The sequence below is a fragment of the Dactylosporangium sp. NPDC048998 genome, assembly GCF_043197855.1.
Taxonomy (GTDB): domain Bacteria; phylum Actinomycetota; class Actinomycetes; order Mycobacteriales; family Micromonosporaceae; genus Dactylosporangium.
The window spans coordinates 131399-157562 of the sequence record NZ_JBICTV010000008.1; the positions used below are offsets into that span (position 1 = coordinate 131399).

The window sequence follows — 26164 nt, forward strand, 5'->3', positions numbered from 1 at the left end:
CTCAATCCTCAGTCTCGACGACCTCGGTGAAATGGGTGCTGCGCCACAACTCGTGGTCATACAGCAGCACCGCTACCGCGTGTACCGCGAAGTTGATCACCCCGATCGCAATCATCACGAAGCCCAGCACACGCATGGCGTTCAGGACGGGACCATCCACCGCCGCGGCAACGAGAACCAGGCCGATGAGGCTGGACACAACCGCGATGAAGAAGAACTTCAGGGTCACTGCCGGGTGCTTCACGTCGTCTCCTCTGCCGGGAATGGTCCGCAGCGTACGACAGCGTGACAAGCCGCGGGGGGGCACGTGCCGCACAGGAGCCGTCCATGCAGCGGCTACGCGGTCAGCGGTCAGGCGGGGTGACCAGTGGATGGCGGCGCGCGTCCCGCGCGGCGAGGGTGGCCATGTCCCGCCGGTACTGTTCGGCCGACAGGTAACCGGCGAGCAGCCACTCGGCCAGGACGGCCTCGTCGCGTTCGCTGCGCGGCCTGACCCGGCCGATCGCGGCTTCCGGGCTTCGGCGCCTGGCGATCCACGCGCCGGCGGACGACAGCACCGCCACTGCCACCAGCGCGATCAAGAAGACGGTGAACTCCACTGCGAATCACCCCGCCGACATCCGGGCTCACGTCCAACTCTTCCTCGGCCAGTTTGCGGCGGCAAGCGTGGCAGGCCGCCCGACCGGCATTGACCGGCACTGACGGGCACGGCATCCACGGCGAATTCCAGTAAAATCGAACGGATGGTATGAGGTAGCGTCGCGACGGGACGACAACGGCCACTCGGCCGTGCGCGACCTTCACGCCGGTGACGCGACGCGGGAGGGGGCGGCCGCCCATGCGGGCACGCCTGCTGTCGCTGCTGTTGCGCGCGAAGACGCCGCCGATCGCGCTCGGGATCGTGGCCGCGGTGGCGCTCATCGGCGTGGAGACCCTGGCGCTGTTTCCGTTCCATGGTGCTGCGCATCAGGACGCCAGAGGGGCGGTCTACCTCATCGGCGTCCTGGTGGTCTCGATCGTGTGGGGCGCCGCGCTCGGCGTGGCGACATCGCTGGCCAGCGCCCTCGCCTTCAACTACTTCCACGTCCTGCCGTACGGGGTGCTGAACCTCTCCACCAACCAGGACCTGCAGGACCTGGCGATCTTCATCGTCGCCGCGCTGCTGGTCAGCGGCCTTGCCGACCTGGCCCGCGCGTATGCGCTGGAGACGACCGAACGCCGCCGGGAGGCCGACCTCGCCGCCGAACTGGCCCGCCTCATGCTGGGAGCCGGCGATCTGCGCTCGGCGCTGGACCTGGCGGCCCGGCGGATCGCGCAAGCCCTCGACCTGCCGGCCGCATCGATCGAGCTCCAAGCGGTGGCCGGGGACGAACGCCGCGCGGCGCTACCGCTGCGCGACGGGTTGACGACCCTGGGCACCCTGCTCGTCCCGGCGGACCTGCCCGAACACACGCTGGAACGCCTCCGGCGGCGGATGGTTCCGTCCCTGGAGCCGCTGCTGCGGGCGGCATACGACCGTGAGACGATCACCAACTCGCTGAAAGCAAGCCGCCAGGAGGCCGGCTCGCTCGCCGTGCAACAGGCCGCGTTGCGGCGAGTGGCGACGCTGGTCGCGCACGGCGCGGCACCGGCCAAGGTGTTCGACGCGGTGACCGAGGAACTGGGCCGGGTCCTGGGCCACAACACCACGGCGCTGCTGCGCTACGAGCCGGACGGTACGGTCACCAGACTCGCCGGCCGCAACGTGCTCACCGGCAAGCGATCATTCCCGCTCGAGGGCGACAGCCTGCTCGTCATGGTGCTCCGCACCCACCGCGCCGCCCGGATCCACACCTACGACAACGCCGTTGGCCCCAACGCCGAGCATGCACGGGAGCTGGGCCTCCGCTCGGGAGTCGCCGTGCCGATCATCGTCGACGGCCGCATCTGGGGCGTGGCCGTCGTCATGTCCACGGAACCCGAGCCCCTGCCGGCCGAGGCCGAGACACGCATGGCCGACTTCACGGACCTCGTCGCGACCGCGATCGCCAACGCCGACAGCCATGCGCAGCTCACCGCCTCCCGCGCCCGCATCGTCGCCGCCGGCGACAACGCCCGCCGCCGCATCGAGCAGGACCTGCACGACGGCGCACAGCAGCGGCTCATCGCACTCGGCCTCCAGCTCCGCATGATGGAGACCTCGGTGCCGGCCGGACTCGACACGATCAGGCAACAGCTGTCGCAGGTGGCGAACGGCCTGAACTCCGCCTTCCAGGACCTGCAGGAGATCTCACGGGGCATCCACCCGGCGATCCTGTCCAAGGGCGGACTCGGCCCGGCGATCAAGTCCCTCGCCCGGCGCAGTCCCACCCCGGTCGACCTCACGCTGAGCATCGATCGGCGCCTGCCCGAACGGGTCGCGGTCGGCGCGTACTACATCGTGTCGGAAGCACTCACGAACGCCGCCAAGCACGCCCAGGCGACGCTGGTTCGCATGAACGTCGAGGCCGACGACGCCACCCTCCGGCTCTTCATCCGGGACGACGGCATCGGAGGAGCCGACGCCGGCAAGGGCTCCGGCCTGATCGGCCTGCAGGACCGCATCGAGGCACTCGGCGGCCACATGGACATCAGCAGCCCCGCCGGCCAGGGAACGGCGCTCCTCGTCAGCATCCCGATCCGCGGCACTCCGGCGACGGCCACTGGGCCGAAGGCTGAGGGGCTGAAGGGCTGAAGGGCTGAAGGGCTGAGCACCACGCGGTCGCCGCTCGGCCGCCCGGGTCACTCGGCCGCGTGGCCGGCACCCGCGGTCAGCAGGCGCAGCAGCGTGCGGGTCCCGAAACCCGTCGCGCCGTCGCCGGAAGCATCGCCCGACCAGGCCGGACCGGTCATGTCGCAGTGCACCCACGGCACGTCCTCGGCAACGAACTCGCCGAGGAACAGTGCGGCGGTGATCGCCCGGCCCGAGTCGTGCAGCGGATGGTTGCGCACCCCCGACGGGGTGCGTACCTGATCGAGGTAGCGCTCGGCCCACGGCAGCCGCCACAGCGGCTCGCCGGCGGCGGCTCCGGCTCGAAGCACGCGGGCGACCGCCGCGTCGTCGCGGCCGAGCACCGCGGCGATCTGCGGTCCGAGTGCGATCTCGGCCTGGTACGTCAGCGTCGCAAGGTCGACGAGCAGTCCCGGGCGGGCGGACGCGGCCAGCGCGAGCGCGTCGGCGAGCACGACCCGTCCCTCGAAGTCGGTGTCGAGGATCTGGATCTGGGTGCCGTTCCACGCCGTCACCGCGTCGCCGGGGCGGACCGCGCCCGGGCCGGGCAGGTTTTCGGCGAACGGCAACACGGCCCGGACCGTCATCGCGCAACGCCCGCGCCGCAGTCCGGCCATCACCGCAAGCACGGCGGCCGCGCCGGCGGTGTCCATGCGCATCGCCTGCATCGCCGCCGGCGACTTCAGCGACAGGCCTCCGCTGTCGAAGGTGATGCCCTTGCCCACCAGCGCCACGTCCGGCGCCGCCGCCGGCCCGCTGCCGGGATCGGTGCCGGAATATTCGAGTTGTACGAGGTGGGGCCCGTTCGCCGAGCCGGCGCCGACGGCCGCGAGCCCGCCGAAGCCCGACTCGACGACCTGTTGCGGGCCGAGCACGGTGCAGCCGAGGCCGGCGCGCCGAGCGATCCGCTGCGCCCAGTCGGCCGCGGTCCGCGGGGTGAGGACGTTCGCCGGGGCGTTCACCAGCAGCCGGGCCAGGCGCGCCACGTCGGCGTCCAGCCGGCCCCGCTCCGCGTCGGCGAGCCGGGCCTGGGCAACGTGCAGCGTCACCGGGCCGATGCCGCGACAGCCGGTGACCAGGCCGTCGATCAGTGCCGGCACCAGGTCGGACCGGCCGTCCGGGAGCTGTACCGCGACGGGCCCGGTGCTCAGTCGCGCACCGGCGACGGCCGCGGCGCGGCGCGCCCGCTCGGCGGTGAGCGAGGTGGCCGGACCCAGGCCGACCCGCAGCACGTCGCCGTCCGCGGACAGCTCCCCCACCTCGGCGCCGAACGGCAACCACGCCCCCGCGTCGGCCGGCCGGTCGTCGCGGGTCACGAAGGCTATCCGCCGCGCGATCGGCGCGTCGGCGGCGACGGCGACCGGCCCTGCGCCGTCGACCACGGCGTCGATCGCCTGGTCGATCTCGGCGGCCCAGGCGCGGGCCGGCCGCCGCGGTGTGGGCGGCGGTACACCAGGTGTCGGCATGCCGTTCATCCAACCCGGGGCGGCAACAGCCGGATCGTGCGCGCCGCACGCGCGGGGCCGCCGCCGATATGCCGCGCGCACAGTCCGGCGGGCGTCGCGCGACCTAACTTGCGAGGACGCATAGCGCTGAGGAGAAGACCTGATGCCCCGGTATCGAGTGTCGATGGACATCGGTGGCACGTTCACCGACGTGGTCACCTATGACGAGCGCGAGGGGGTGTTCGCGGCGACGAAGGCGTCGACGACGCCCGGCAACCTCAGCGAGGGGGTGCTCCTGGGTCTCGACGCGGTCGTCGACCGGCCGTCCGACATCGGCTTCCTCGTCCACGGTACGACCCAGGGGCTCAACGCCTTCCTGGAGCGGCGCGGGGTGCCCGTCCTGTTGCTGGCGACCGCCGGTGTCGAGGACAGCTACCACATCGCCCGAGGCCCGCGGACCCGCCTGTACGACCTGCACTACCGGAAACCGACCCCGCTCGTCCCGCGCCGTGACGTGGTCGGCATCGGCGGGCGCATCGCCGCCGACGGCACCGAACTGGCCCCGCTGGACGAGCAGGCGGTGCGCGACGCCGCACGGCAGGCCCGCGAGCGCGGTCACGGCGCCGTCGCCGTGGCGTTCCTGTTCAGCTACCGCAACCCGGTGCACGAGTTGCGCGCGCGGGAGATCCTGCTCGAGGAGTTGGGCGAGGACTTCACGGTGTCCGTCTCGCACGAGGCGGCCAAGGAGTGGCGCGAGTACGAGCGCACCTCGTCGGCGGTGATCGAGGGCTACACCGGCCCGATCGTCCGGCGCTACCTCATCGACCTCGAGCGGCGCCTGGCCGGCAAGGGACTTGGCGTACCGCTGCACGTCATGCAGTCCTCGGGCGGCATCCTCACGGCCGAGTCCGCTCGCCGCCGGCCGTTGCAGACGCTGCTGTCCGGGCCGGTCGGCGGGGCCATCGCCTGTGCCGAGCTGTCCCGCCAGACCGGGCGCCGAAACCTGATCGGCATCGACATGGGCGGCACGTCCTTCGACGTTTCGCTGATCGTCGACGGCGAGCCGGACGTCTCGGCCGAGGCGCGGCTCGAAGGGCTGCCGATGCTCATGAGCGTGGTCAACATCCACACGGTGGGGGCGGGCGGCGGCTCGGTCGCCTGGGTGGAGGCCGGCGGGCTGCGGGTGGGGCCGCGCTCGGCGGGAGCACGCCCCGGACCGGCCTGTTACGGGCGCGGGGGTACCGAGCCCACCGTGACGGACGCCAACCTGGTGCTCGGACGCATCGACTCGGACGGCTTCGCCGCCGGCCAGATGACCCTCGACGCCGGCCTGGCCACCGCGGCCGTCACCGGCATCGCCGAGCAGTTCGGGCTGAGCGCGACGGCGATGGCCGAAGGGATCTGTGACGTCGCCAACTCGAAGATGGCGCAGGCCATCCGCACGATCACCGTCTCGCGCGGCATCGAGCCGCGCGACTCGGCGCTGGTCGCCTTCGGCGGCGCCGGTCCGATGCACGCGGTCTTCCTCGCCCGCGAGCTGGGCATCGCCGAGACGGTGGTGCCGCGCTTCCCCGGAGCGTTCTCGGCCTGGGGCATGCTGCAGACCCAGATCCGCCAGGACTACACCGAGCCGTACTTCTTCCTCGACGTGGACCTGGACGGCGCGGGCATGGCCGCCGCACTGACCCGTATGGAGCAGGTGGGTCTGGACGCCCTGACACACGAGGGTGTCGCCGGCGACCGGCGCAGCGCGAGCCATGCCGTCGACGTCCGGTACGCCGCGCAGGAGTACACGATCACCGTGCCGCTCACGGACGCGACGGAGCCGACGCGGGCGGACTTCCTGGACACCCTGGCGCAGCGCTTCGCCACGCTGCACGAGTCGCGCTACGGCCACGCCAACCTCGGCGCCCCGATCGAGCTCGTCACGCTGCGCACCGCCGCGTTCGGCCACCTCGGCCGGCCCGAGCCGCAGCAATGGCCCGCGGCGACGACCGCCGAGTTTCCGCACCGGATCCGCACGGTCGTCTTCGACGGCGAGCCGCGCCCGTCGATCGTGGCGCGCCGTGACGACCTGTTCGTCGGCCACACCTTCGACGGGCCCGCGGTCATCGTCGAGGACACCGCCACCACGGTCGTGCCGCCCGGCTACACCGTCAGCCTCGATGACATCGGCTCCCTGCTCATCCGCCGAAAGGAAAGCAAATGACAGCCACCCTGGACGCGGTCGACGTCGACCCGGTAACGGTCGAGATCATCCGCAACGCGCTCAACTCCGCGGCCGACGACATGAACGCGACGCTGATCCGCTCGGCGTACACACCGATCATCTACGAGTGCGGCGACTGCGTGGTCGCGCTGCTCGACGCGAACCACCAGGTGCTCGGGCAGTCCGCCGGCCTGCCGATCTTCCTGGGCAACCTGGAGACCTGCACGCTGGCCACCGAGCAGCGGTTCGGACGCGAGGTGTGGCAGCCCGGCGACGTGTGGATCCTCAACGACAGCTACCTGGGCGGCACCCACCTCAACGACGTCACGATCTTCGGGCCGGTGTTCGTCGCCGACACGCTCGTCGGCTTCACCGCTTCGCGCGCGCACTGGATCGACGTGGGCTCCAAGGACCCGGGCGGTTCGATGGACTCGGTGACCATCTTCCAGGAGGGGCTGCGCCTCGGCCCGCAAAAGCTCGTCGAGGGCGGCAAGCACGTCCGCAACGTCATCGACACGATCGGCACCAACGTCCGCTTCCCGTATCCCACCACCGGCGACATGCACGCGATGATCGCCTGCATCACGATGGGCGAGAAGCGGCTGCAGGAGATCGTGCGCCGCTTCGGCCTGCGCACGCTGGAGGCGGCCCGGGACGAGATCTTCCGCCAGACCGAGCTGCTGGAGCGCGCGGTGATCGCCCGGATCCCCGACGGGGTGTACGCCGCCGAGGGCGTGCTGGACAACGACGGCATCGACCTGGAAACGCCGGTCCCGATCAGGCTCAAGATCACGGTGTCCGGCGAGACCATCGACTTCGACGTCACCGAGTCGGCCGACCAGACCGTCGGGCCGGTGAACTGCGGGGTCTCGCAGGCGGTGTCGGCACTGCGGGTCGGCTACAAGCTGCTGGTCAGCCCCGACCTGCCGGGCAACGGGGGATCGTTCCGGTCGATGACGACCCAGGTGCGCGAAGGGTCGGTGCTGGGCGCCCGCTCCCCCGCGGCGTGCCAGTGGTACTTCTCCCATCTCGGGCTGTTGATCGACATGGTGGCTCGCGCGCTGGCGCCGGCGCTGCCCGACCGGGTGGCCGGGGCGAGCCACGGCGACTCGATGATCATTCTCACGGCGGGCACCGATCCGCGCGTGGGGCGGGAGTTCGTGAGCCTGGAGGCGACCGTCGGCGGGTGGGGCGCCTGGAACGGTTCCGACGGCGAGAGCGCCCTGATCAACAACGTCAACGGGTCGCTCAAGGACATCCCGATCGAGGTCCACGAGACGCGGTACCCGTGGCGGATCACCGAGTACCGCATCCGCGAGGACTCGGGCGGCGCGGGGCGGTGGCGGGGCGGCAACGGCGTGATCCGGCAGTACGAGGCACAGACCGACCTGTCGGTGTCGCTGTGGTTCGAGCGCTCCCGCCAGCCCGCGTGGGGCCTGTTCGGCGGCGAGGACGCGGTCGGCCCCGAGGTCGTCATCAACCCGGGGCGCCCGGACGAGCGGCGCATCCTCAAGGTGAACGGCCTGAAGTTGAAGGCGGGCGACGTGGTGCGCTGCGCGACCGGCGGCGGGGGCGGCTACGGCGACCCGGTGGAGCGTTCCGCCGACGACGTGCGCGCCGACGTGCTGGACGGCAACATCAGCGGCGAAGCGGCGCTGACCCGCTACGGCATCGGCCGATGAGGCGCGCGGGCACCACGGTGCCCGCGCCGCCGCGGCGCCCGGCCTACGGTTCGCCGCCGGGCTGCGCCCACAGCGAGACCAGCGCGTAGCACAACACGTGCAGCGCGAGCCGCTGCGCCGGCTCGTCGTAGGTCAGCCCCAGCTGCCGCGCCCGGGCGAGCCGGGCCAGCACCGTGTTGCGGTGCACGCCGAGGCGTCGCGAGGCCTGGCTGAGCGAGCCGCCGCAGTCCAGGACGGCCAGCACCGTCTGTACCAGCGCCGTGCGGTCGCGGGCGCCCATCAGGTCGGTGAGGCAGAGGTCGGCGACCTGGGCGATCTCGGTGGCCGGCAGCCAGGCCAGCGCGGCCGGGGGACCGACCTGGTCGAACCACTGCACGCCGGCCGGTCCGCGTTCGCGGGCCACGTGCGCGGCCAGCCGGGCCTCGGCGACCGACCGCATCAGCCCAGCGACGCCCGGGTGCGCCCGTCCGACGCCGATCACCAGCCCGTGCGCGGCCGCCGAGTCGCGGAAGGCGGCCACCGCCCTGCGCAAGGGGGCCACGTCGTCCGGATCGGCGCTGCTGTGCCAGGAGATCCAGCTGTCGCCCTCCACGATCAGGGGCCAGTTCGTGCGGCCCCGCTGCCACGAGGCGCGCACGAGGTGGGTGACCTCCTCGGACGGCTCGCCCGACGGATGGACCGGCGCCAGCCACACCGCACGGTTGGCCCCGTCGACCTGCCAGCCCAGCTCGCTGCTCCAGGAGGGCACCTCGACCTCGACCGCCTCGGTGCGGGCACCGTCCGCCGGCTCGGTGGCCAGCCGCCGCAGCAGGCCGAACGCGGCCTGTTCGTGCGCGGAGTGGATCGAGGAGTCCAGCCGGGTCTGCGCCCAGGCGGCCTGCAGCGACGGGCGGGCCAGCCGCAGCAACGACTCGACCTGTTCCACGGCCGCCGGCCCGTGCGCCGGTACGGCGGCGACCAGCCGCGCCCAGGGCCGTTCGCCTGGACCGTGCACCTCGACCTCGACCCGCTGGACGTTGGGCCGGTCCTGCACGGCGGCGGCGCGCCCGGCCACGGCCGTCCCGCCCATCACGAGCGCCACCGGCACGGTCTGCAGTTCGCTGTTGAGCACGCCGAGGACGCCGCGGATGCCGGTCTGCTCGGCGAGCCGCTCCGCGCACAGGGCCTGCCGCAGTGCCCGCGCCGCCGCCGGGGCGCTGACCTGCCCGGCGAGTTGCAGCGCGACGTCCACCGGGTCGGCGTCGATGATCAGCAGCGACATGTTCAGCCGCTCGGCCAGTGCCGCGCTGGCCGTCCCGGCGACGGCACGCGACACCACCACCGCCGAGACGTTGCGCTCCCAGGCCAGATGCAGGGCGGCGGCCAGCGACCAGCCGCCGGTGGCCGCTTCGTCGTGCAGCACGACCAGCACGTGCGGGGTGCACCGGCGCAGCCGTTCGAAGGTCTCGGCCAGCACGACCTGCTCGACCCGGCGCGACGGGTCGGCGAGGTGGAGCCGGCCGGCCCCGGCCAGCGGCTGGATGCGCGCCAGCTCGCCGAGGGTGATCGGCAGTGTCGAGGGGCGCTGGCTCACCGGCGCCCGCCCCGACGTCTCGGATGCTCCAGTGGGATGCCGTGCGAGCTCAGGCCCACCATGTCCATGCCCTCGTCCGAATACCAGACCGCGTCCGCCGGAGTCGCCAGCACGTCGACGAGGTCGCCCCGCTCGAGGCTGTCGAGCGTCGCCAGCGCGCCGCGGGCGACGTCGACGAGGCACAGCAGGTCGGGTGCGCCCGCGATCAACGCACCGTTGGCGAAGACCGCGACGATCTCGCTGCGCAGCTCGATGCGCAGCTGCCGGCGCAGGCCACCGGTCTCGTCGACCACGACGCTGGACGGGTGGGCCGGGACGGTGCCGTCGCTGGGCCGGCTCAGCTGCTCCAGCTCGACGATGCGTCCCCGGCCCAGTCGCCGGCAGCCGGTGACGGCGCCGAGCCGGCCGATCAGGAGGTCGGGATCGGTGCGCTGGAGCAGGACCCGGCCGACGTTGGTGATCCGCGACACCGTGCCGGGCAGGGCGGCACGGCGCAGCACGCGGACCGTCGTCGGATACGCCGCCAGCGCCGCCCAGCCGCCGAGCGTGTCCACGTTGGCCCGCAGCAGACGGTCCGCGCGCGGCCCTGCCAGCGCCTCGACCAGCACGCTCTCGCCGGTCGGCCCGTATGCGACGAGCGGCGTCGGCGACACCCCCGCCAGGTGCATGGCCGTGTGGTGGATCAGGGCGAACGTGCGTCCCATGCCGTCGGCGTCCAGCAGCGGCACGCCGAGCTGGGCCGCGGCGACCACCGGAGCCAGGGCGCTGACGGTCGCGGCGGCCAGCGGATATACGGCCCCGAACCGGACACCCTGCAGCCGCTCGATCTGGCGGATCGCCGCCGCGAACTCGTCGCCGGCCGGCGGCAGGTCCGCCATCGCCGACCCCGACCCGAGCACGCACACCGACACGCACGGCGTGTCCGGGTCCATCGTCTCGACACGGTGCAGCGGTACCGGCCCCTCGCGCTCGAGCAGCCCGGTCAACCACGACGTGAGCGACGAGCGGTTCGCGTCGCCGACCGCCGACGAGTAGAACTTCGCCCCCTCGTACAACGCCGGCACGTCCTCCGCGCCGATCCAGGCCGTCGCCCCGAGGTAGCCGCCCGACACCTGGCTATTGACTCCGGTCATGCCGTCACCTCCGCTTCGCTCCGGCAGCGGCATGACTTGAACCTGCGCTTCCGATGACCGGCCCCAACGCCCGGTCTGGCTCGATAAGGCGTCGCGGTCATCGACCCAGACCAGGCGCCGCTCCCTTCCGGACCGGTCATGCGCCCTCCCGGCCCGTCCTGCCTGCTCGCGGCAGGCCGGTGTCCGGCGCGCCGGCGACGCGCACCCGGATACGGACCGTCCCGGACGGGCTGTACGGCACGGCCACCGTCGACACCTCCGCGAAGTAGGCGGTGCCGGGCGCGGCACCGTTGGCCATGACGAACGCGGTCGCACGCTCCTCGGCGTCGCGGCGCACCGATTCGAGCCGAGCGGCGGACTCGATGAAGGCCACCTCGTCCAGCCACCCGGTGGGCTGGCTGATCGCGGCGCCGATGCACGCCAGCAGCTGCGGCTCGTGACCGGCCCGGACGACGGGCACGTCGGTGACGCGGCTGGGCACGCCGTTGAGGGTCAGGTCCGGCTCCGGTGCGAGCACGGCGGTCGGCACCACGAGCTCCGTGCCGATGCCGGCCGGTTGGGCCGGGCTCACCAGGGCCAGCCCGTGCCGCACCTCGCCGGCGACCTGAGCGCCACCGCGCGAGAGCAGGACCCGGCAGTCCTCCAGGTTTTCCAGGTAGGCGGCGCCGCACAGTTCCAGCGCCTCCGCCGCCCCGAACGCGACCACCGGCATCGCCAGGATGCGGGAGGGGGTGCTGTAGCCGCCGTCGCCGCGCGCCACGCGCAGATGGATCTCGCCGGGCAACCGGCTCAGCGTGCGCTCGCAGCGATCCACCAGCTGTTCGCTCAGCACCGCGAGCGCGCAGTCCAGCACGACGGTCGCCTCCCTGGCCACCAGGCCCTGGCCCCCGTACTCGCTGGCCACCGAGATGCGGGCGCCCGGCACCGCGGCCTGGATCGCATCGGCGACGTCACGCTCGTGCGCCGGACGCGCCTGCGAGCCCGCCGCCACGATCGCCACGTGCCGGATGGTGCCGGCGGCCAGCTCGGCGCACACCGCCGCGAGCTGGCCGCGGTCGAGCGGGCAGAGCTCGTTGCCGAGCAGGTCATGGCCGCCGGCCACGGTGAAGCGGGCGGCGACCCGCCGCTCGACCACCGCGGCCGGCGAGCGCGCCAGCGCCGGGTCCGTGGCCGCCCGCGGGACGATCCGTACCACCGCCACCTGCGGCAGCTCGCTCTCCTGGCGCATGACCGCGTCAAGGAGCGTGGGCGAAATGTCCACGGTGACCGCGTCCGGACCGCCCGCGGCCATGCCGAACGCCACGTTGACGGCGGACGCGATCGTGCCGTCGAGATCGGTGCGGGCCGGCGCGGCCGGCTCGACCGGCACGACGGTGGACCCGTGTACCACCACTGCATAGGAGCGGCTCGGATGCACGCTCACCCCGACGTGCGCGAGCTCGCCGGGGCGAGAATGCATCGGCCCAGCGTACCGCCGCTATCGCGTGCGTTTGCGCAGCCAGCGGTCGGTGGTCACGGCGAAGAGGATCAGGCAGCCCTGCAGCACCTGCTGGTAGATGGTGTCCCATCCGAGCAGGTTGAAGCCGTTGCCGATCAGGGTCAGCAGGAAGGCGCCGACGACGCCGCGCCAGATCGCTCCCTCGCCGCCGAGGATGCTGGTGCCGCCGATGACCGCCGCCGCGATCGCGGTCAGCTCCGCGCCGGTGGCCATGGTCGACTGGGCCGAGCCCGCTCGCGAGGCGAGGATGAGTCCGGCCAGCGCCGAGCACACGCCGCTGATGACGTAGGCCGAAACATGCACCGACCCGACCCGGATGCCGGAGAGGCGGGCCGCCTCGATGCTACCGCCCACGGCGTACACGCGACGCCCGAACGTCGTGGCCGAGACCAGGAGGCCGATCGCCACCACGACGACGACGAAGACGACCGTGGCCGAGGTGAGGCCGAACAGCGACGGCCAGGTCAGCGCGCCGAAGTTCTCGGACTGGCTGGCGAGCGGGTACACGATCGAGCCGGCCGTCACCACCACCGCCAGGCCCCGGTAGATGATGCTCGTCGCGAGCGTCGCGATGAACGAGTTGACGCCGCTGCGCACGACCACCATGCCGGTGATGAAGCCGAGCAGGGCGCCGGCCGCCACGGCCGCCGTGAAGCCGACGGCCACATTGGTCAACCGCACGATCTCGACCCCGACGATCGCCGACACCGCGAGGGATGCGCTGGCGGTGAGGTCGAACACGCCGCTGATGATGCACACCGTGGCGCCGGCCGCGAGGAGCCCGACCACCGTGCACTGGTCGAGCAGGTTGATCATGTTTGACCTGGTCAGGAACGTGTCGGTGCTCAGCGACAGGGCGATCACGATCGCGACGAGGGCAACCAGGATGCCGTAGTCGCGAAACCGGGAGGCCCGCCGCGACAGGGTGCCCGCGGCCTGCTGCGCGGGCGGTTTGGTCTGCGTGGCTGCGTCGACGCTCAAGTGGGCTCTCCTTCGTCTCCGAACGCCGCGGCGATGACGACCTCCCTGGCCGTCCCGCGCGGGAACTCGCCGACCGGACGTCCATGCCGTAGGACCAGCACCCGGTGCGAGAGGGCAAGTAGCTCCTCGATCTCCGACGAGACGCACACGACGGCCATCCCGTCCCGGGCGAGCTCGGTGATGAGGCGGTGGATCTGGCTCTTCGCGGCGATGTCCACGCCGCGGGTGGGTTCGTCGATGAGCAGGATCCGCGGCGAGCGCAGCAGCCACTTGGCAAACAGCGCCTTCTGCTGATTGCCGCCGGAAAGGGTCTCGACGGCGGCGTCCTTGGCGGCGGCGCGGATGTCGACCAGGGTCGACGCCGTCTCGACCGCCGTTCGTTCGGTGGAGCGCCGGACGAACGGGCCCATGCGCCGGTCCGGCAGCGACGGCAGCGCGACGTTCTCGCGGACCGATCGCGCCATCACCAGGCCCTGTTCCTTGCGTGACTCCGGCACGAACGCGATGCCCGCGGCCATCGCGCGCCGGGGCGAGAGCCGGCCCAGCGCGACGCCGTCGACCTCGACCACGCCTTCGGTGGCGTGGTCGGCGCCGAACAGCAGCCGCAGCGTCTCGGAGCGGCCGCTGCCGACCAGGCCGGCGATGCCGAGGACCTCGCCGGCCCGCACGTCGAGGTCGACGCCCTGCACCGGCCCGCGCCGCAGACCGCGGGCCGAGAGCACGATCGGGGCGCCGTCCGGCACCGGCGCCGGCTCGGGGTACAGCACGTCGATCTCGCGGCCCACCATGTGCCGTACGAGGCTGCGGGGCGTGTGCTCGGCGGCGGCGCTGGTCGTGACGAGGGCGCCGTCGCGCAGGACGGTGACCCGGTCGGCGACCGACAGCACCTCGTCGAGGAAATGCGACACCAGGATGATCGTGGTGCCGCCGTCGGCGAGGCGGCGGATCAGGCCGATCAGGTTGTCCTTCTCGTGCTCGGTGAGCACGGCGGTGGGCTCGTCCATCGCCAGGACGCGAGTGCCGCGGCCCAGCGAGCGCAGGATCTCGACCTGCTGCTGCACGCCGGTCGGCAGCCGGTCGACCCGCTCGCGCGGGTCGACGCGGAAGCCGGTCAGGTCGATCAGCTCGTCGAAGCGGCGCCGGTCGGCGCGGGCCCGGCGCAGGCCGGCGGTCTGCGACCACCGGCCGAGGAACACGTTCTCAAGCACGCTCAGCGCCGGTACCAGCGCGCCCTCCTGCGAGATCAGGCTGACGCCGTGGGCGATCGCGTCCCGGGGCCGGCCGATGCTGACCTGCTCGCCGTCGAAGCTCAGCGTGCCGTGGTCGGCCCGGATCGCCCCGCCGAGGATCTTGAGCAGGGTGCTCTTGCCGGCCCCGTTCTCCCCCACCAGCCCGTGCACCTCGCCCGGCGCGATGTCCAGATCGATGTCGTGCAGGACGGTCACGCCGCTGTAGCTCTTGCCGACGCCGCGCACCGCGATGGTCGGCGCCCGCGTTGCGGTTGTGGTCATCGCGCTGCCTCCTGTCGGTCGGTGTGAAGGCCCGGAGCCGGATCAGTCGGAGTAGTCGGCGGTCAGGCCCTGCAGGGTCTGCTTCGTGCCGAGGCAGTTGAAGGTGGTCAGCGCCTCGCAGGTCACGGTCGACTCGGGCACGCTCTGACCGCGGGCCTTGGCCAGGCCGAGCTCGGCGGCCTTGGCGCCATCGGACTTCTCCGGCACATCGTAGACGCCGTACCAGGTGCCGTCGTTGACGAAGCCGAAGGCCTGGGTGGAGCCGCCGTTGCCGACGAAGGCGATCTTCTTGTCCTTGGCCAGCGGCGTGGCGCCCTCCAAGGCCTGGGAGGAGCCGATCACCACGTTGACCTCCGGGTGCGACTGCAGCAGGTTCTGCATCGCGGTCCGCCCGGCGTCCGGCGTGTAGCCGCCGACGAAGTTCGAGATGACCGTGGCGCCGCCGGCCTTGAGTGCGTCGACAGCCGCGTTGGTGCGCGCGGTGTCGAGCGGGTAGTTGGCGAAGCCCTGCAGATAGGCGACCGTGCAGCCGGCGCTGGTGACGGTCTTGCAGGCATCCAGGCCGAGCTTGGCTAGGCCGACGCCGTTGACCGTCGGCGGGTCGATGATGTTGATGGTGCCGGGGACCTGCGGCTCGGCCGTGTCGTACTTGCCGCCGACCGGGGTGAACTCGACCACGACGACGATGCCGGCCGCGACGGCCTGCTTGATCGGGTTGACCATCGCGGTGCCGTCGTTCGCCTGGATGATCACGACGTCGAACCGCTTGGACGTGACGGCGTCCTGCAGCTGGTTCACCTGCGTCGGGCCGTCGAAGTTGGAGTCGAGGAAGGTGGCCGAGGCGTTGTGCGTGTTCGCGTAGGACTCGACGCCGGCCCAGGCCGCCTGCGCGAACGAGTTCGCCTTCGCGAAGCCGAAGAAGCCGATGTTCAGGTGCTTGTCGGCGGAGGCCGCGGACGGCGCCCCGCCGCCCGCATCGTTGTTGGAGGGCTTGCTACATGCCGTGATGCTCAGGGCGAGCGCGGCGGTCACGCCGACCGCCGCGAGTCGGACAGCTCGGGTCACAGGAGCTCCTCTGGCGTACAGGGCCGAAAGGCTTCGAGAGGAAATACGGGGTCTCATGCAGTGGCGACGAGCTCGAAGAGTGCGCCAACGACCGGCTCGTCCGCATTGGTGTCCAGCACGGCGGCGAGTTGCCGGGACATGGCAACGCGCCACGGGTCCTCGATCCAGCGCCGGTAGTCCGCGGCCGTGTCCCAGTCTGCGATGACGAGGTACGTGGCCGGGCCGCCGTCGACGGATCGCAGCAGCAGTGCGTCTCGACATCCCTGGAATCGCCGGGCGCGCTCCAGGATCCCGTGTTCTGCGTAGAACGCTTCGAGCGCACCGGCCTGTCCGGCGGCGGCGCGAAGGGTCAGCACACTACGGATCATCGGCTGCTCCCGGCGAACCTGGGGGTTGCGAGTGGGCAAATGCTGACTGTGGCCCCCGGTCCGGGGATGTGCGCCGAGCACACCGTTCGACACCGCCGCTGTGCACCCGAGCCCCGGCGCCGGATTCGTCCCCCGCACGGACCCGCCGGGCCGGTTGACACCCGAAATCGGCTGTGCCAGCGTTCGGGTCCTCCGCCGCGCCAACCGGCGAAGATCATCTGGCTGACCGCCGCCCGGACGGGCGCTCACCGAAGCGCCCTGGGACAACGGGACCTTGGGTCGGCCGCCGCACCGCACGCCCGGACACGGCGCGCTCCAGCCCCGTGCCCGCCGGCACGCTGTGCGATTTTCCGAAGTGCGCCGCCGGATCGGCCGCCGTCCGGGCGATCGGTCCGGTGCCGCGCGCGCCGCGCGGATGAGGCGAAAGGCCAGAGACATGACCAGCACCAGCCGGGTCGCCATCGACGTCGGCGGCACGTTCACCGACGTCGTCGAATTGCTGCCGGCCACGGGTGAGATCCGCTTCGACAAGGTGCCCACCACACCGGCACAGCCCACCGAGGGCGTGCTGAACGCCTTCGGCGTCACCCAGGCCCCGCTGTCGGACGTCACGATGTTCACGCACGGCACCACGCTCGGGCTCAACGCGCTGCTGACCCGCACCGGGGCGCGGACCGCGGTGATCGGCACGGCCGGCTTCCGCGACGTCTACCTGCTCGGGCGCACCGACCGGCGGACCAACTACGACATCACCTACCGCCCGCCGCCGGCCCTGGTCGAACGCTACGACACTTTCGAGGTACCCGAGCGCAGTCTGTTCGACGGGTCGGTGCACCGCCCGCTCGACACGGACGCGGCCCGCGCGGTCGCCGCCACGATCGCCGAGCGCGGCTATGACTCGGTGGCGGTGGCCTTCCTGCACTCGTACGCCAACCCGGCGCACGAGCTGCGGATGCGCGAGATCCTCGCCGAGGTGGCACCCGGCGTCGCGGTGACGCTGTCGCACGAGCTGTCGCGCGAGTACCGCGAGTACGAGCGGACCAGCACGGCGGTGCTCGACGCCTACGTCAAGCCGATCGTGCGCCGCTATCTCGAGCGGCTGGAGAGCGAGTTGCGGGACGGCGGCTTCGCGGGCCGGTTCCTGATGACCCGCTCCGGCGGCGGCGCGATGACCGCGAGCGCGGCCCGGGAGCAGCCGGTGAGCCTGATCCTGTCCGGTCCGGCCGGCGGGGTCATCGGGGCGACCGCGTTCAGCGCGCTCATCGGCGAGCCGAACCTGATCACGATCGACATGGGCGGCACCAGCCTGGACGCGTCCCTGGTCATCGACGGCGAACCGGTGCTGCACCAGGGGGCGGAATTCGAACAGCTGCCGATCAACACGCCCTCGCTGTACATCCACACCATCGGCGCCGGCGGTGGTTCGATCGCGTGGCTCGACGATGCGGGCGCGCTGCAGGTGGGGCCGCAGAGCGCCGGCGCAGACCCGGGCCCGGCCTCCTACGGCCGCGGCGGCACCGTCCCGACCTTCACCGACGCGGCGCTGGCCGTCGGCTATCTCGGCTCGGCCACGCCGCTCGGCGGCCGGCTCACCCTGGACGACGCGCTCGCCGCAGCGGCGCTCAAGCCGCTGGCGGCCCGGCTGGGGATCACCCCGCTGGCGCTGGCTCGCGGCATCGTCCGCATCTCGACGGCCAAGATCATGGGGGCCGTCCGGGCCATCACCGTCGAGGTGGGCCGCGATCCGAAGGACTTCGCGCTGCTGTCGTTCGGCGGTGGCGGCGGCCTGGTCGCCGTCGACGTGGCCCGCGAGCTGTCGATCCCCACGGTGATCGTGCCGCCGGGACAGGGCGCCTTCTCGGCCTTCGGCATGCTGCTCGCCGACGTCCAGCATGACTTCGCGCGAACCTCCGTGACGCCCCTGAGCGAGTTCGACGCGGCTCGCCTGGCCGCGGGGTACGACGCGATGGTCGAGGAGGCCCACCGGGCGCTGACCGGCGACGGGTTCGCACCCGACGCGCAGGTGCTGACGCGCAGCGTCGACGTCCGCTACGCCGGGCAGGAGCACACCGTGACCGTGCCGGCCCCCGACGACGTCGACGACGTGGTCGGGGCCATCGAGCGCGCGTTCACCGAGCTGCACGAGCGGCAGTACGGCCACACCATGACGGATCCGATCGAGGTCACCACGCTGCGGCTGCGCGCGACCGGGGTCGTGGCGAAGCCGTCGCTGCCCCGGCTGCCGCGCCGCACCTCCGCAACACCGTCACCGGACGGCACCCGCACCGTCTACGTCTCCGAGGAGCGGCCGCAGGTGCCGTACGCGCTGTACACGCGCGAGGCGCTGCTCGCCGGCGACGAGCTCGCCGGGCCGGCCGTGATCGCCGAACACACCGCCACCACCGTGATCCACTCCGGCGACCTGCTGCGGGTCGGCGACCACGGCGAGATGGTCATAGCTGTAGCCACCGAGGGAAGGGCCGCCGACCGATGAGCGACTCGATCACCACCGAGGTCATCCGGCACGGCCTGCTGGCCGCCGCCGAGGAAATGGCCCGCAATCTCTGCCGTACCGCGTACAACACCGTCGTCTACGAGATCCACGACTACGGCATCGGCATCCACGACGCCAGCGGCGACGTGGTGGCCGACGCTCCGGGCATCGCGGTGTTCACCCGCGGCAACGACCACGGCATCAAGGAGGCGATCCAGTTCCTGGGCACCGCGAAGATGCTGCCCGGCGACGTCTTCCTGCTCAACTACCCGTACTGGTCCTCCGCGCACACGCTCGACCCGCTGGTCTTCGCCCCGATCCACGCCGGCGGCGAGCTGGTCGGCTTCGCCTCGTGCCGGATCCACGTGCTCGACCTCAAGCAGAAGGACCCCGGGTACGTCCTGGACTCCACCGACATGTACCAGGAGGGCCTGTTCTTCCCGGCGTCCAAGCTGTACCGCGAGGGCGAGGCCAACGAGGACGTCTTCAACGTCATCCGCTTCAACAGCCGCATGCCCGAGCGCACGATCGGCGACCTGCAGGCGCAGGTCTCGGCGTGCTTCACCGGGGTGCGGCGCACGCAGGAGATCGCGGCCAAGTACGGCGTGCAGACCCTGAACGGCGCCATGCGGGCGATCAACGACCACGGCGAACGGCTGGCCCGGCTCGCACTGGCGAAGCTGCCGAAGGGCACATGGACGGCGTACGACTTCGTCGACTCCGACGGTGTGGACCTCGACCGCATGATCAAGCTGAACGCCACCGTCACCGTCACCGACGACGAGATGGTCATCGACTGGACCGGCAGCGACCGCGACGTGCGCGGCCCGATCAACCTGCCGGTTGGCCAGACCGAGGCCTTCTGCAGCCTGGTGTTCAAGGCCCTCACCACCCCGGACACGCCGGTCGTGGCGGGCAACTTCCGCCCGCTGCGGGTCGTCACCGAGCCCGGGTCGGTCATGCATGCCGTGCCGCCCATGCCGACATTCACCCTCTGGACCGGGCTGCTCGGCGGCGAGGTGGTGCTCAAGGCACTGGCCCAGGGCATGCCCGACCTGGTGCCGGCCTGCTCGGGTGGCGACGTCTCCTCGATGATGGGGCTGGGCGTCAACCCGCGCAACGGCGAGGCCTGGCTGGAGGCCACCAACGAGGCGGTCGGCTTCGGCGCGCACGCGGGCGGCGACGGTGCGGACGGCATCATGCACCTGTCCGAGCCCGGCTGCCGCAACAACCCGGTCGAGGTGCTCGAGACCAAGTCGCCGATGTTCATCGAGTCGTACGGCTACCGCCCGGACAGCGGCGGGGCGGGCCGTCACCGCGGCGGCGTCGGCGTGGGCCGCGCCTACCGGTTCACCGCCGCGTCCACCGGCATCTGCCTCGTCTACAAGACCAGGACGAAGCCGTGGGCGATCGCCGGCGGGCGCGAGGGCGACAACAACCACATCGTCCTCAACCCCGGCACCGAGCGCGAAGTGGTGCAGGGCGGCAGCTACAACCGGCTCCAGGCCGGCGACGTGCTGGTGAACAACACCGGCGGGGGCGGCGGCTACGGCGACCCGTTCGAGCGCGAGCCCGCCCGGGTGGCCGCCGACGTGCGCAACGGTTTCGTCTCGGCCGGCGCGGCCGAACGCGAGTACGGCGTGGCCGTCGACCCGGTGACGTTCGCCGTCGACGAGGCCGCGACGGCCCGGTTGCGCGGGGCGGCGGCATGAGCGACACCTTGTCGATCGTCAACGCGGCGGTCTTCGACGGTGTCTCGGACGAGCTCGTCGAGGGGCCGGTGCACATCGCCGACGGGCGCATCACGGCCGTGGGCGGCGCGCCGCAGCCGGCCGACCGGGTGCTCGACGCGCGCGGCCGCACCGTGCTGCCCGGCCTCATCGACGCGCACTGCCACGCGTACGGCATCGACCTGGACCTGCTGGCGCTGGAGTCTCGCCCGCTGAGCTACGTGGCGCTGGCCGCCGCCCGCCGGCTGGCCGCGGCGCTGGCCCGCGGTTTCACCACGGTGCGCGACCCCTCCGGCGGCGACGCGGGGCTGGCCCGGGCGATCGCCGAGGGTCTCCTGCCGTCCCCGCGGTACCTGTGGACCGGACCGGCGCTGAGCCAGACCGGTGGGCACGGCGACGTCCGCGCCGCCGACAGCGAGGTCTGCGGCTGCTCGTCGCACTCGGTCGAGGTGGTCGACGGCGTCGACCCGCTGCGGCGGGCCGTGCGTGACCGGTTCCGCCGCGGCGCACACGCCATCAAGATCATGGCGTCCGGCGGCGTCGTGTCGCTGACCGACCCGATCCGCATTCCGCAGTACTCCGCGGAGGAGGTCCGGGCGGTCACCGACGAGGCGAACCGCCGCGGCAGCTACGTCGCGGCGCACGCCTACTCCCCCGAGGCGATCCGGCACGCGATCGGCAACGGGGTCCGCAGCATCGAGCACGGCAACCTGCTCGACGCCGGCACGGCCGCCGCGATGGCGGCCGCCGGGGCGTTCCTCGTACCCACCCTGGCCGCCTACGACGCCATGGACCGCCGTGGCGCCGAGCTCGGCATGGCGCCCGTGTCGCAGCAGAAGAACCGCGAGGTGCTCGACGCCGGCCGCAGGGCGGTCGAGCTGGCCCGCGCCGCCGGCGTGCGGGTCGGGTTCGGCACCGACCTGATGGGTGTGCTGGAGGACGAGCAGCTCACCGGTCTGCGGCTGCAGGTCGAGGTGGACGGCCCGGTGACCGCGCTGCGCTCGGCGACGTCGGTCAACGCCGACCTGCTCGGCCGGCCCGACCTGGGCCGGGTGCGGGAAGGCTGCGCCGGCGACCTGCTCATCGTCGACGGCGACCCGTTGCGCGACCCCTCGGTGCTGTGGGCCGGGCCGGATCGGCGCACCGTGGTGCAGGGTGGGGTCGTCCGATGACGCTGCTCGGCGGCGCCCTGCTGTCCGCGTCCCGCAGCCCCCGCCTGCGCCGCCTCGTCGTGTCGACCCCGAGCACGCGCCGGGTCGTCGATCGCTTCGTCGCCGGGGAACGGCTGGGCGACGCGATGACCGCGGTCCGCCGGCTGGCCGGGGCCGGGCTGACCATCAGCCTCGACCACCTCGGCGAGGACGTCACCAGCCCGGCCCAGGCCACCGCGTCCCGCGACGCGTACCTGCGCGCGCTCGACACGGTCGGGACGGCCGGGCTCGGCGCCGCGGTCGAGGTGTCGGTGAAGCTGTCGGCCTTCGGCCAGTCCCTGCCGGGCGGTCATGACCTGGCCCTGGCCAACGTCGAAGCGGTCGCCGCGGCCGCGACCGACGCCGGTACCACCGTCACCATGGACATGGAGGACTCGTCCACGGTGGACTCGACGCTGGCCGTGCTGGCGTCGCTGCGGGCTCGCTTCCCCGGCACCGGCGCGGTCCTGCAGAGTTACCTGCACCGCACCCCCGACGACGCCCGCGCGCTGTGCGGCCCGGGCTCGCGGGTGCGGCTGGTGAAGGGGGCCTACCGGGAACCGGCGTCGGTCGCCCTGCAGGACAAGCGGGACGTCGATCGCGCCTACGAGGAGTGCCTGCGGATCCTGATGGCCGGCAGCGGATACCCGATGGTGGGCAGCCACGATCCCCGGATGATCGCGTCGGCGCAGCGGGCCGCGACCGCGGCGGCACGCCCGGCCGACTCCTACGAGTTCCAGATGCTGTACGGGATGCGCACGGCCGAGCAGGAGCGGCTGGTCGCGCAGGGGTACCAGGTGCGCACCTATGTCCCCTACGGCACCGACTGGTACGGGTACTTCATGCGGCGCCTCGCCGAGCGCCCCGCCAACCTGCTGTTCTTCGCCCGCGCCCTGACCACTCGCGGCTGACGTGCACAAGGTGGCCGAACGCCGTCACAGGTTGTGTGCGGCGGCGACGATCGGGAGGGCGGCGGCCGGCAGGCCCCGCCCGTCCGGCCGGCGCCAGTGCACGGTCACCTCGCTGAAGCCGAGCCCGGCCAGCCGGCCGAGGGTGTCGGTGTAGCGCTCGGCGCTGGCGAACGGCCACCGCACGTCCAGGGCGAACTGCGCGATGCGGCGCATCGTGCCGGGCGCCCGCCCCCGCTCGGCGAGTGCGTCGTCCAGCCGCCGGGACTGCTCGGTCAGCGCGGCGAACCACTCGTCGGGGTCGACCTGCGGTCCGTACGGCCCGTAGGTGACCCACGCCTGGCCGTACCTGGCGGCGAGGGCGAGCGCGCGGGGCCCGGTCCCGGCGACCGTGAACGGCACCCGGGGAGCCTGCACGCAGCCCGGCAGCTGATGCGCCTCGACGGCGCTGAACCGCTCGCCGCGCACGGTCGTGATCGGCTGGCGCAACAACTGGTCGAGCAGCCCGAGCCACTCGGCGAAGCGATCCGTGCGCTCGCGCCGGCTGCGGGGCGGGTCGCCGAGCACGGCGGCGTCCGGCCCCTCGACGCCGGCACCGAGCCCGACCTCCAGCCGCCCGCCGCTGAGCTGGTCGAGCGTCATCAGCTCCTTGGCGAACGGCACCGGGTGGCGGTAGTTGGGCGTGGCGACCTGGCTGCCCAGCCGCACGCGCCGGGTGGAGACCGCGGCGGCGGCGAGCAGCGGGACGCAGCCGTACCAGGGCCCCTCCCGCAGCTGCGGCCACATGAGGTGGTCGTAGGTCCAGACGGTACGCACGCCGGCCTGTTCGGCCTCCGCGACGTCGGCCAGGAACGCCGCGGGCGGGTGCCGGTCGGGCAGCACGATGGCCGACAGGGCCACAGACACGGACGCGGTCACGACGGTGCCCCCTCGACCCGGCCGGCCCAGCTGCCGCGCACGTGACCGATGTGCCGGCGCATCAGCCACTCCAGCCCCTTCGTGTCGCCGGCCTCGATCAGCTCCAGCATCCGCACGTGCTCCAGCGCCGACGCGGTCAGCTCACCGGTGTCGGCGAGCCGCTGCAGGCCGAACAGTCGCGAGCGGGAGCGCAGCTCGCCGACCAGCGTCACCAACTGCTCGTTGCCGGCCAGGGAGAGCATGTCGAGGTGGAAGCGGCGGTCGTGCTCGACGTAGGCGATGAGGTCCTTCTGCTCGGCCGCCTCGACCACCATGTCGGCCATCGGGCGCAGCCTCGCCAGGTCGGCGGCGGTGGCCTCGGCCGCCCCGCGGACCGTGGTCGGCACCTCCAGCAGCATCCGGATCTCGGTGATCTCGTCCAGCTCGCGGTCGGACAGCTCGCGCACCCGGAAGCCCTTGTTCGGAACGGTGAGCACGAGCCCTTCCTTGACCAGCGCCAGCATCGCCTCGCGCACCGGCGTGGCCGACACGCCGAACCGTGCGGCGAGCACCGGCGCGCTGTACACCTCGCCGGGCCGCATCTGCCCGGCGATCAGCGCGGCCCGCAGCGCGTGGATGACCTGGCCGCGCACACTGCGACGCTCGTCGAGCACGGTCGGTTCAAACGATCCGTTCACCGGGGCCCCGCTCCACGACGTCGACACTGCACCAGATCGGCCAGTGTAACCACGTGCTCCACCTGCCCGGGTCGAACACCATCACAGCAGGAACCCGGCCGGGAAGGGATCGGTGGGGTCGAGCAGGTACTGCCCCATGCCGGTGATCCAGGCCCGTCCGGTCACGGTGGGCAGGACGGCGGGCCGGCCGCCCACGGTGGCCGTGCCGACCAGCCGCCCGACGAACCGGCTGCCGATGATCGACTCGTTGACGAAGTCGGCCCCGACCGCGAGCTCGCCACGGGCGTGCAGCTGGGCCATGCGGGCGGACGTGCCGGTGCCGCACGGGGAACGGTCGAACCACCCGGGATGGATCGCCATGGCGTGTCGTGACGTCACCGCGTTCGATCCGGGCGCCGCGAGGTACACGTGATGGCACCCGGCGATCTCGGGCTGCTCCGGATGCGTCGGCGCAAGCTGCTCCGTGACCGCGTCCATGAGCTCCAGGCCCGCGTCGAGCATCCGCTGCCGCACCGGCGCCTCGGCCGGCGCGAACGGGATGCCGAGCGCGTCCAGATCGACGATGGCGTAGAAGTTGCCGCCGAAGGCGACGTCGAGCCGCACCGGACCGAAGGTCGAGGTCTCGACCAGGGCGTCGAGCTGGTGTGCGAACGACGGCACGTTGCGCAGCGTCACCGCGTCGGCGTGCCCGTCGCTGACCCGCACCTCGGCCACCACCAGGCCGGCCGGGGTGTCCAGCCGGATCTCGGTGACCGGTTCGGTGACGGTGACCATGCCGGTCTCGACGAGCACCGTGGCCACGCCGATCGTGCCGTGGCCGCACATCGGCAGGCAACCGCTGACCTCGATGTACAACACCCCCCAATCGGCGTCGGGCCGGGTGGGCGGTTGCAGGATCGCGCCGCTCATCGCGCCGTGGCCGCGCGGCTCGTACATCAGCAGCGTGCGCAGGTGGTCAAGGTTGTCGAGGAAGTAGCGGCGCCGTTCGGCCATCGTGGCGCCCGGGATGACGCCCACCCCGCCGGTGATCACACGGGTGGGCATGCCCTCGGTATGCGAGTCGACGGCCGCGAATACCCTGCTGGCGCGCATCGCTTACCGGTGCCCGGCCGCGGCCAGCTTCTCGGTGGCCTCCCGCACGGCGCGTGCGTGCTCGGGCAGCAGCGGCAGCCGCGGCGGCCGGCACGGCCCGCCGTAGCGGCCGACGAGGTCCATCGACAGCTTGATCGCCTGGACGAACTCGGTCTGCGAGTCCCAGCGCAGCAGCGGGTGGAGGGTGCGGTACAGCGGCAGCGCGGTGGCGAGGTCACCGGCCCGCGCCGCACGGAACAGCTCGACGCAGCTGCGCGGGAACGCGTTCGGGTATCCCGACACCCAGCCGGGCGCGCCCGCCAGGACCAGCTCGAGGGTGACGTCGTCGGCGCCGGCGAGCACGTCAAGCCCGGGCGCCAGCTCGGCGATGCGGTAGCTGCGGCGCACGTCGCCGGAGAACTCCTTGACCCCGACGATGAGGCCCTCGCCGTGCAGCCGGGCCAGCAGCTCGGGGGTGAGGTCGACCTTGGTGTCGATCGGGTTGTTGTACGCCACGACGGGCAGCCCGACCGCGGCGACCGCGCGGTAGTGTTCGACGACGGCGCGCTCGTCGGCGCGGTAGGCGTTGGGCGGCAGCAGCATCACGGCGCCGCAGCCGGCCTCGGCGGCGTCCTCGGCCCATTGGCGCGCCTCGGCCGAGCCGTACGCGGCGACGCCCGGCATGACCGTGAAGCCCTCCGGCGCGGCGGCGACGGCCGCACGGACCACCCGCGAACGCTCCTGCGGGGTGAGGGTCTGGTACTCCCCCAGCGACCCGTTCGGCGTCACGCCGTCGCAGCCCTCGGCGGCGAGCCAGGCCACGTGTTCGGCGTAGCGGTCGAGGTCGGGCGTGAGGTCATCGTTCAGCGGCAGCGCCGTCGCCACGAGGACGCCGTGCCACGGGATGCGCTCGGCAGTCATGCGATCTCCGTTTCGTACGTCCGCGCTCTTGCGTCGGCGCG

General features: G+C 72.7%; 21 protein-coding genes. 7 read left to right on the forward strand and 14 right to left on the reverse strand.

What is annotated here, in order from left to right:
• Position 1: 1 nt before the first annotated feature.
• Together ACGFI8_RS20890 and ACGFI8_RS20895 are read right to left on the reverse strand one after the other, a co-directional pair.
• Positions 2 to 244, reverse strand: a complete 243-nt coding sequence (locus tag ACGFI8_RS20890; RefSeq protein ID WP_392807076.1) for a hypothetical protein — start codon at positions 242 to 244, stop codon at positions 2 to 4.
• A gap of 100 nt (positions 245 to 344) precedes the next feature.
• Entirely contained in the window at positions 345 to 599 is a 255-nt protein-coding gene (locus tag ACGFI8_RS20895) for a hypothetical protein (protein ID WP_392807077.1), read from the reverse strand.
• 239 nt (positions 600 to 838) lie between these two features.
• On the opposite strand from ACGFI8_RS20895, the gene ACGFI8_RS20900 reads away from it, so the two are divergent.
• On the forward strand, positions 839 to 2713 hold the full coding sequence (locus ACGFI8_RS20900) for a DUF4118 domain-containing protein (protein WP_392807079.1): 1875 nt from the start codon (positions 839 to 841) through the stop codon (positions 2711 to 2713).
• Positions 2714 to 2760: 47 nt separating this feature from the next.
• Here the strand turns inward: ACGFI8_RS20900 and ACGFI8_RS20905 are convergent, their stop codons facing one another.
• Complete coding sequence (locus ACGFI8_RS20905; RefSeq protein ID WP_392807081.1) at positions 2761 to 4215, reverse strand: M17 family metallopeptidase; 1455 nt, start codon at positions 4213 to 4215, stop codon at positions 2761 to 2763.
• A gap of 142 nt (positions 4216 to 4357) precedes the next feature.
• Here ACGFI8_RS20905 and ACGFI8_RS20910 point away from each other — a divergent pair, with 142 nt between their 5' ends.
• Both ACGFI8_RS20910 and ACGFI8_RS20915 read left to right on the forward strand, forming a co-directional pair.
• The gene (locus ACGFI8_RS20910; RefSeq protein WP_392807082.1) at positions 4358 to 6403 is read left to right on the forward strand and encodes a hydantoinase/oxoprolinase family protein; all 2046 of its coding nucleotides are present in this window, start codon (positions 4358 to 4360) and stop codon (positions 6401 to 6403) included.
• The gene (locus tag ACGFI8_RS20915) at positions 6400 to 8085 is read left to right on the forward strand and encodes a hydantoinase B/oxoprolinase family protein (RefSeq protein WP_392807083.1); all 1686 of its coding nucleotides are present in this window, start codon (positions 6400 to 6402) and stop codon (positions 8083 to 8085) included. Before ACGFI8_RS20910 ends, ACGFI8_RS20915 begins: the two co-directional genes overlap by 4 nt.
• 43 nt (positions 8086 to 8128) lie before the next feature.
• On the opposite strand, the gene ACGFI8_RS20920 is transcribed toward ACGFI8_RS20915, so the two are convergent.
• The 7 genes from ACGFI8_RS20920 to ACGFI8_RS20950 form a co-directional block, all read right to left on the reverse strand.
• Positions 8129 to 9658, reverse strand: coding sequence for a PucR family transcriptional regulator (locus ACGFI8_RS20920; protein ID WP_392807084.1), 1530 nt, complete (start codon positions 9656 to 9658; stop codon positions 8129 to 8131).
• Positions 9655 to 10791, reverse strand: a complete 1137-nt coding sequence (locus tag ACGFI8_RS20925) for a DUF917 domain-containing protein (RefSeq protein ID WP_392807085.1) — start codon at positions 10789 to 10791, stop codon at positions 9655 to 9657. Before ACGFI8_RS20925 ends, ACGFI8_RS20920 begins: the two co-directional genes overlap by 4 nt.
• Before the next feature lie 136 nt (positions 10792 to 10927).
• Complete coding sequence (locus tag ACGFI8_RS20930) at positions 10928 to 12250, reverse strand: hydantoinase/oxoprolinase N-terminal domain-containing protein (RefSeq protein WP_392807086.1); 1323 nt, start codon at positions 12248 to 12250, stop codon at positions 10928 to 10930.
• 18 nt (positions 12251 to 12268) lie between these two features.
• Complete coding sequence (locus ACGFI8_RS20935; protein ID WP_392807087.1) at positions 12269 to 13270, reverse strand: ABC transporter permease; 1002 nt, start codon at positions 13268 to 13270, stop codon at positions 12269 to 12271.
• Positions 13267 to 14781: a sugar ABC transporter ATP-binding protein gene (locus tag ACGFI8_RS20940; RefSeq protein WP_392807088.1), complete on the reverse strand. Its 1515-nt coding sequence runs from the start codon at positions 14779 to 14781 to the stop codon at positions 13267 to 13269. The genes ACGFI8_RS20935 and ACGFI8_RS20940 overlap by 4 nt, the downstream gene beginning before the upstream one ends.
• Before the next feature lie 42 nt (positions 14782 to 14823).
• Positions 14824 to 15846, reverse strand: coding sequence for a sugar ABC transporter substrate-binding protein (locus ACGFI8_RS20945; protein WP_392807089.1), 1023 nt, complete (start codon positions 15844 to 15846; stop codon positions 14824 to 14826).
• A 53-nt stretch (positions 15847 to 15899) separates the two neighbouring features.
• Positions 15900 to 16214, reverse strand: a complete 315-nt coding sequence (locus tag ACGFI8_RS20950; RefSeq protein ID WP_392807091.1) for an antibiotic biosynthesis monooxygenase family protein — start codon at positions 16212 to 16214, stop codon at positions 15900 to 15902.
• A gap of 436 nt (positions 16215 to 16650) precedes the next feature.
• Between ACGFI8_RS20950 and ACGFI8_RS20955 the strand changes: the two genes are divergently transcribed.
• From ACGFI8_RS20955 to ACGFI8_RS20970, 4 genes are read left to right on the forward strand one after another with little or no spacing between them, the layout of a single operon-like run.
• A complete protein-coding gene (locus ACGFI8_RS20955) occupies positions 16651 to 18708 on the forward strand; it encodes a hydantoinase/oxoprolinase family protein (protein WP_392807093.1) in 2058 nt (685 codons plus the stop codon).
• Positions 18705 to 20420: a hydantoinase B/oxoprolinase family protein gene (locus ACGFI8_RS20960; RefSeq protein WP_392807094.1), complete on the forward strand. Its 1716-nt coding sequence runs from the start codon at positions 18705 to 18707 to the stop codon at positions 20418 to 20420. The genes ACGFI8_RS20955 and ACGFI8_RS20960 overlap by 4 nt, the downstream gene beginning before the upstream one ends.
• A complete protein-coding gene (locus tag ACGFI8_RS20965) occupies positions 20417 to 21610 on the forward strand; it encodes an amidohydrolase family protein (protein ID WP_392807096.1) in 1194 nt (397 codons plus the stop codon). The genes ACGFI8_RS20960 and ACGFI8_RS20965 overlap by 4 nt, the downstream gene beginning before the upstream one ends.
• Before the next feature lie 2 nt (positions 21611 to 21612).
• Positions 21613 to 22539: a proline dehydrogenase family protein gene (locus ACGFI8_RS20970; RefSeq protein WP_392807361.1), complete on the forward strand. Its 927-nt coding sequence runs from the start codon at positions 21613 to 21615 to the stop codon at positions 22537 to 22539.
• A 24-nt stretch (positions 22540 to 22563) separates the two neighbouring features.
• On the opposite strand, the gene ACGFI8_RS20975 is transcribed toward ACGFI8_RS20970, so the two are convergent.
• The 4 genes from ACGFI8_RS20975 to ACGFI8_RS20990 form a co-directional block, all read right to left on the reverse strand.
• On the reverse strand, positions 22564 to 23454 hold the full coding sequence (locus ACGFI8_RS20975) for an LLM class flavin-dependent oxidoreductase (RefSeq protein WP_392807098.1): 891 nt from the start codon (positions 23452 to 23454) through the stop codon (positions 22564 to 22566).
• A complete protein-coding gene (locus tag ACGFI8_RS20980; RefSeq protein WP_392807099.1) occupies positions 23451 to 24131 on the reverse strand; it encodes a GntR family transcriptional regulator in 681 nt (226 codons plus the stop codon). Before ACGFI8_RS20980 ends, ACGFI8_RS20975 begins: the two co-directional genes overlap by 4 nt.
• Positions 24132 to 24212: 81 nt before the next feature.
• Positions 24213 to 25223, reverse strand: a complete 1011-nt coding sequence (locus ACGFI8_RS20985) for a proline racemase family protein (protein ID WP_392807101.1) — start codon at positions 25221 to 25223, stop codon at positions 24213 to 24215.
• A 3-nt stretch (positions 25224 to 25226) separates the two neighbouring features.
• A complete protein-coding gene (locus ACGFI8_RS20990) occupies positions 25227 to 26123 on the reverse strand; it encodes a dihydrodipicolinate synthase family protein (RefSeq protein ID WP_392807103.1) in 897 nt (298 codons plus the stop codon).
• Between the last annotated feature and the right edge of the window lie 41 nt (positions 26124 to 26164).

Excerpts from the sequence above, each read along its gene's own strand:
- ACGFI8_RS20955 (WP_392807093.1), top strand. The coding sequence starts at position 16,651 with ATGACCAGCACCAGCCGGGTCGCCATCGACGTCGGCGGCACGTTCACC.
- ACGFI8_RS20985 (WP_392807101.1), bottom strand. The coding sequence starts at position 25,223 with ATGCGCGCCAGCAGGGTATTCGCGGCCGTCGACTCGCATACCGAGGGC.
- ACGFI8_RS20990 (WP_392807103.1), bottom strand. The coding sequence starts at position 26,123 with ATGACTGCCGAGCGCATCCCGTGGCACGGCGTCCTCGTGGCGACGGCG.
- ACGFI8_RS20915 (WP_392807083.1), top strand. The coding sequence starts at position 6,400 with ATGACAGCCACCCTGGACGCGGTCGACGTCGACCCGGTAACGGTCGAG.
- ACGFI8_RS20960 (WP_392807094.1), top strand. The coding sequence starts at position 18,705 with ATGAGCGACTCGATCACCACCGAGGTCATCCGGCACGGCCTGCTGGCC.
- ACGFI8_RS20925 (WP_392807085.1), bottom strand. The coding sequence starts at position 10,791 with ATGACCGGAGTCAATAGCCAGGTGTCGGGCGGCTACCTCGGGGCGACG.
- ACGFI8_RS20905 (WP_392807081.1), bottom strand. The coding sequence starts at position 4,215 with ATGCCGACACCTGGTGTACCGCCGCCCACACCGCGGCGGCCGGCCCGC.
- ACGFI8_RS20910 (WP_392807082.1), top strand. The coding sequence starts at position 4,358 with ATGCCCCGGTATCGAGTGTCGATGGACATCGGTGGCACGTTCACCGAC.
- ACGFI8_RS20930 (WP_392807086.1), bottom strand. The coding sequence starts at position 12,250 with ATGCATTCTCGCCCCGGCGAGCTCGCGCACGTCGGGGTGAGCGTGCAT.
- ACGFI8_RS20950 (WP_392807091.1), bottom strand. The coding sequence starts at position 16,214 with ATGATCCGTAGTGTGCTGACCCTTCGCGCCGCCGCCGGACAGGCCGGT.
- ACGFI8_RS20940 (WP_392807088.1), bottom strand. The coding sequence starts at position 14,781 with ATGACCACAACCGCAACGCGGGCGCCGACCATCGCGGTGCGCGGCGTC.
- ACGFI8_RS20965 (WP_392807096.1), top strand. The coding sequence starts at position 20,417 with ATGAGCGACACCTTGTCGATCGTCAACGCGGCGGTCTTCGACGGTGTC.
- ACGFI8_RS20900 (WP_392807079.1), top strand. The coding sequence starts at position 839 with ATGCGGGCACGCCTGCTGTCGCTGCTGTTGCGCGCGAAGACGCCGCCG.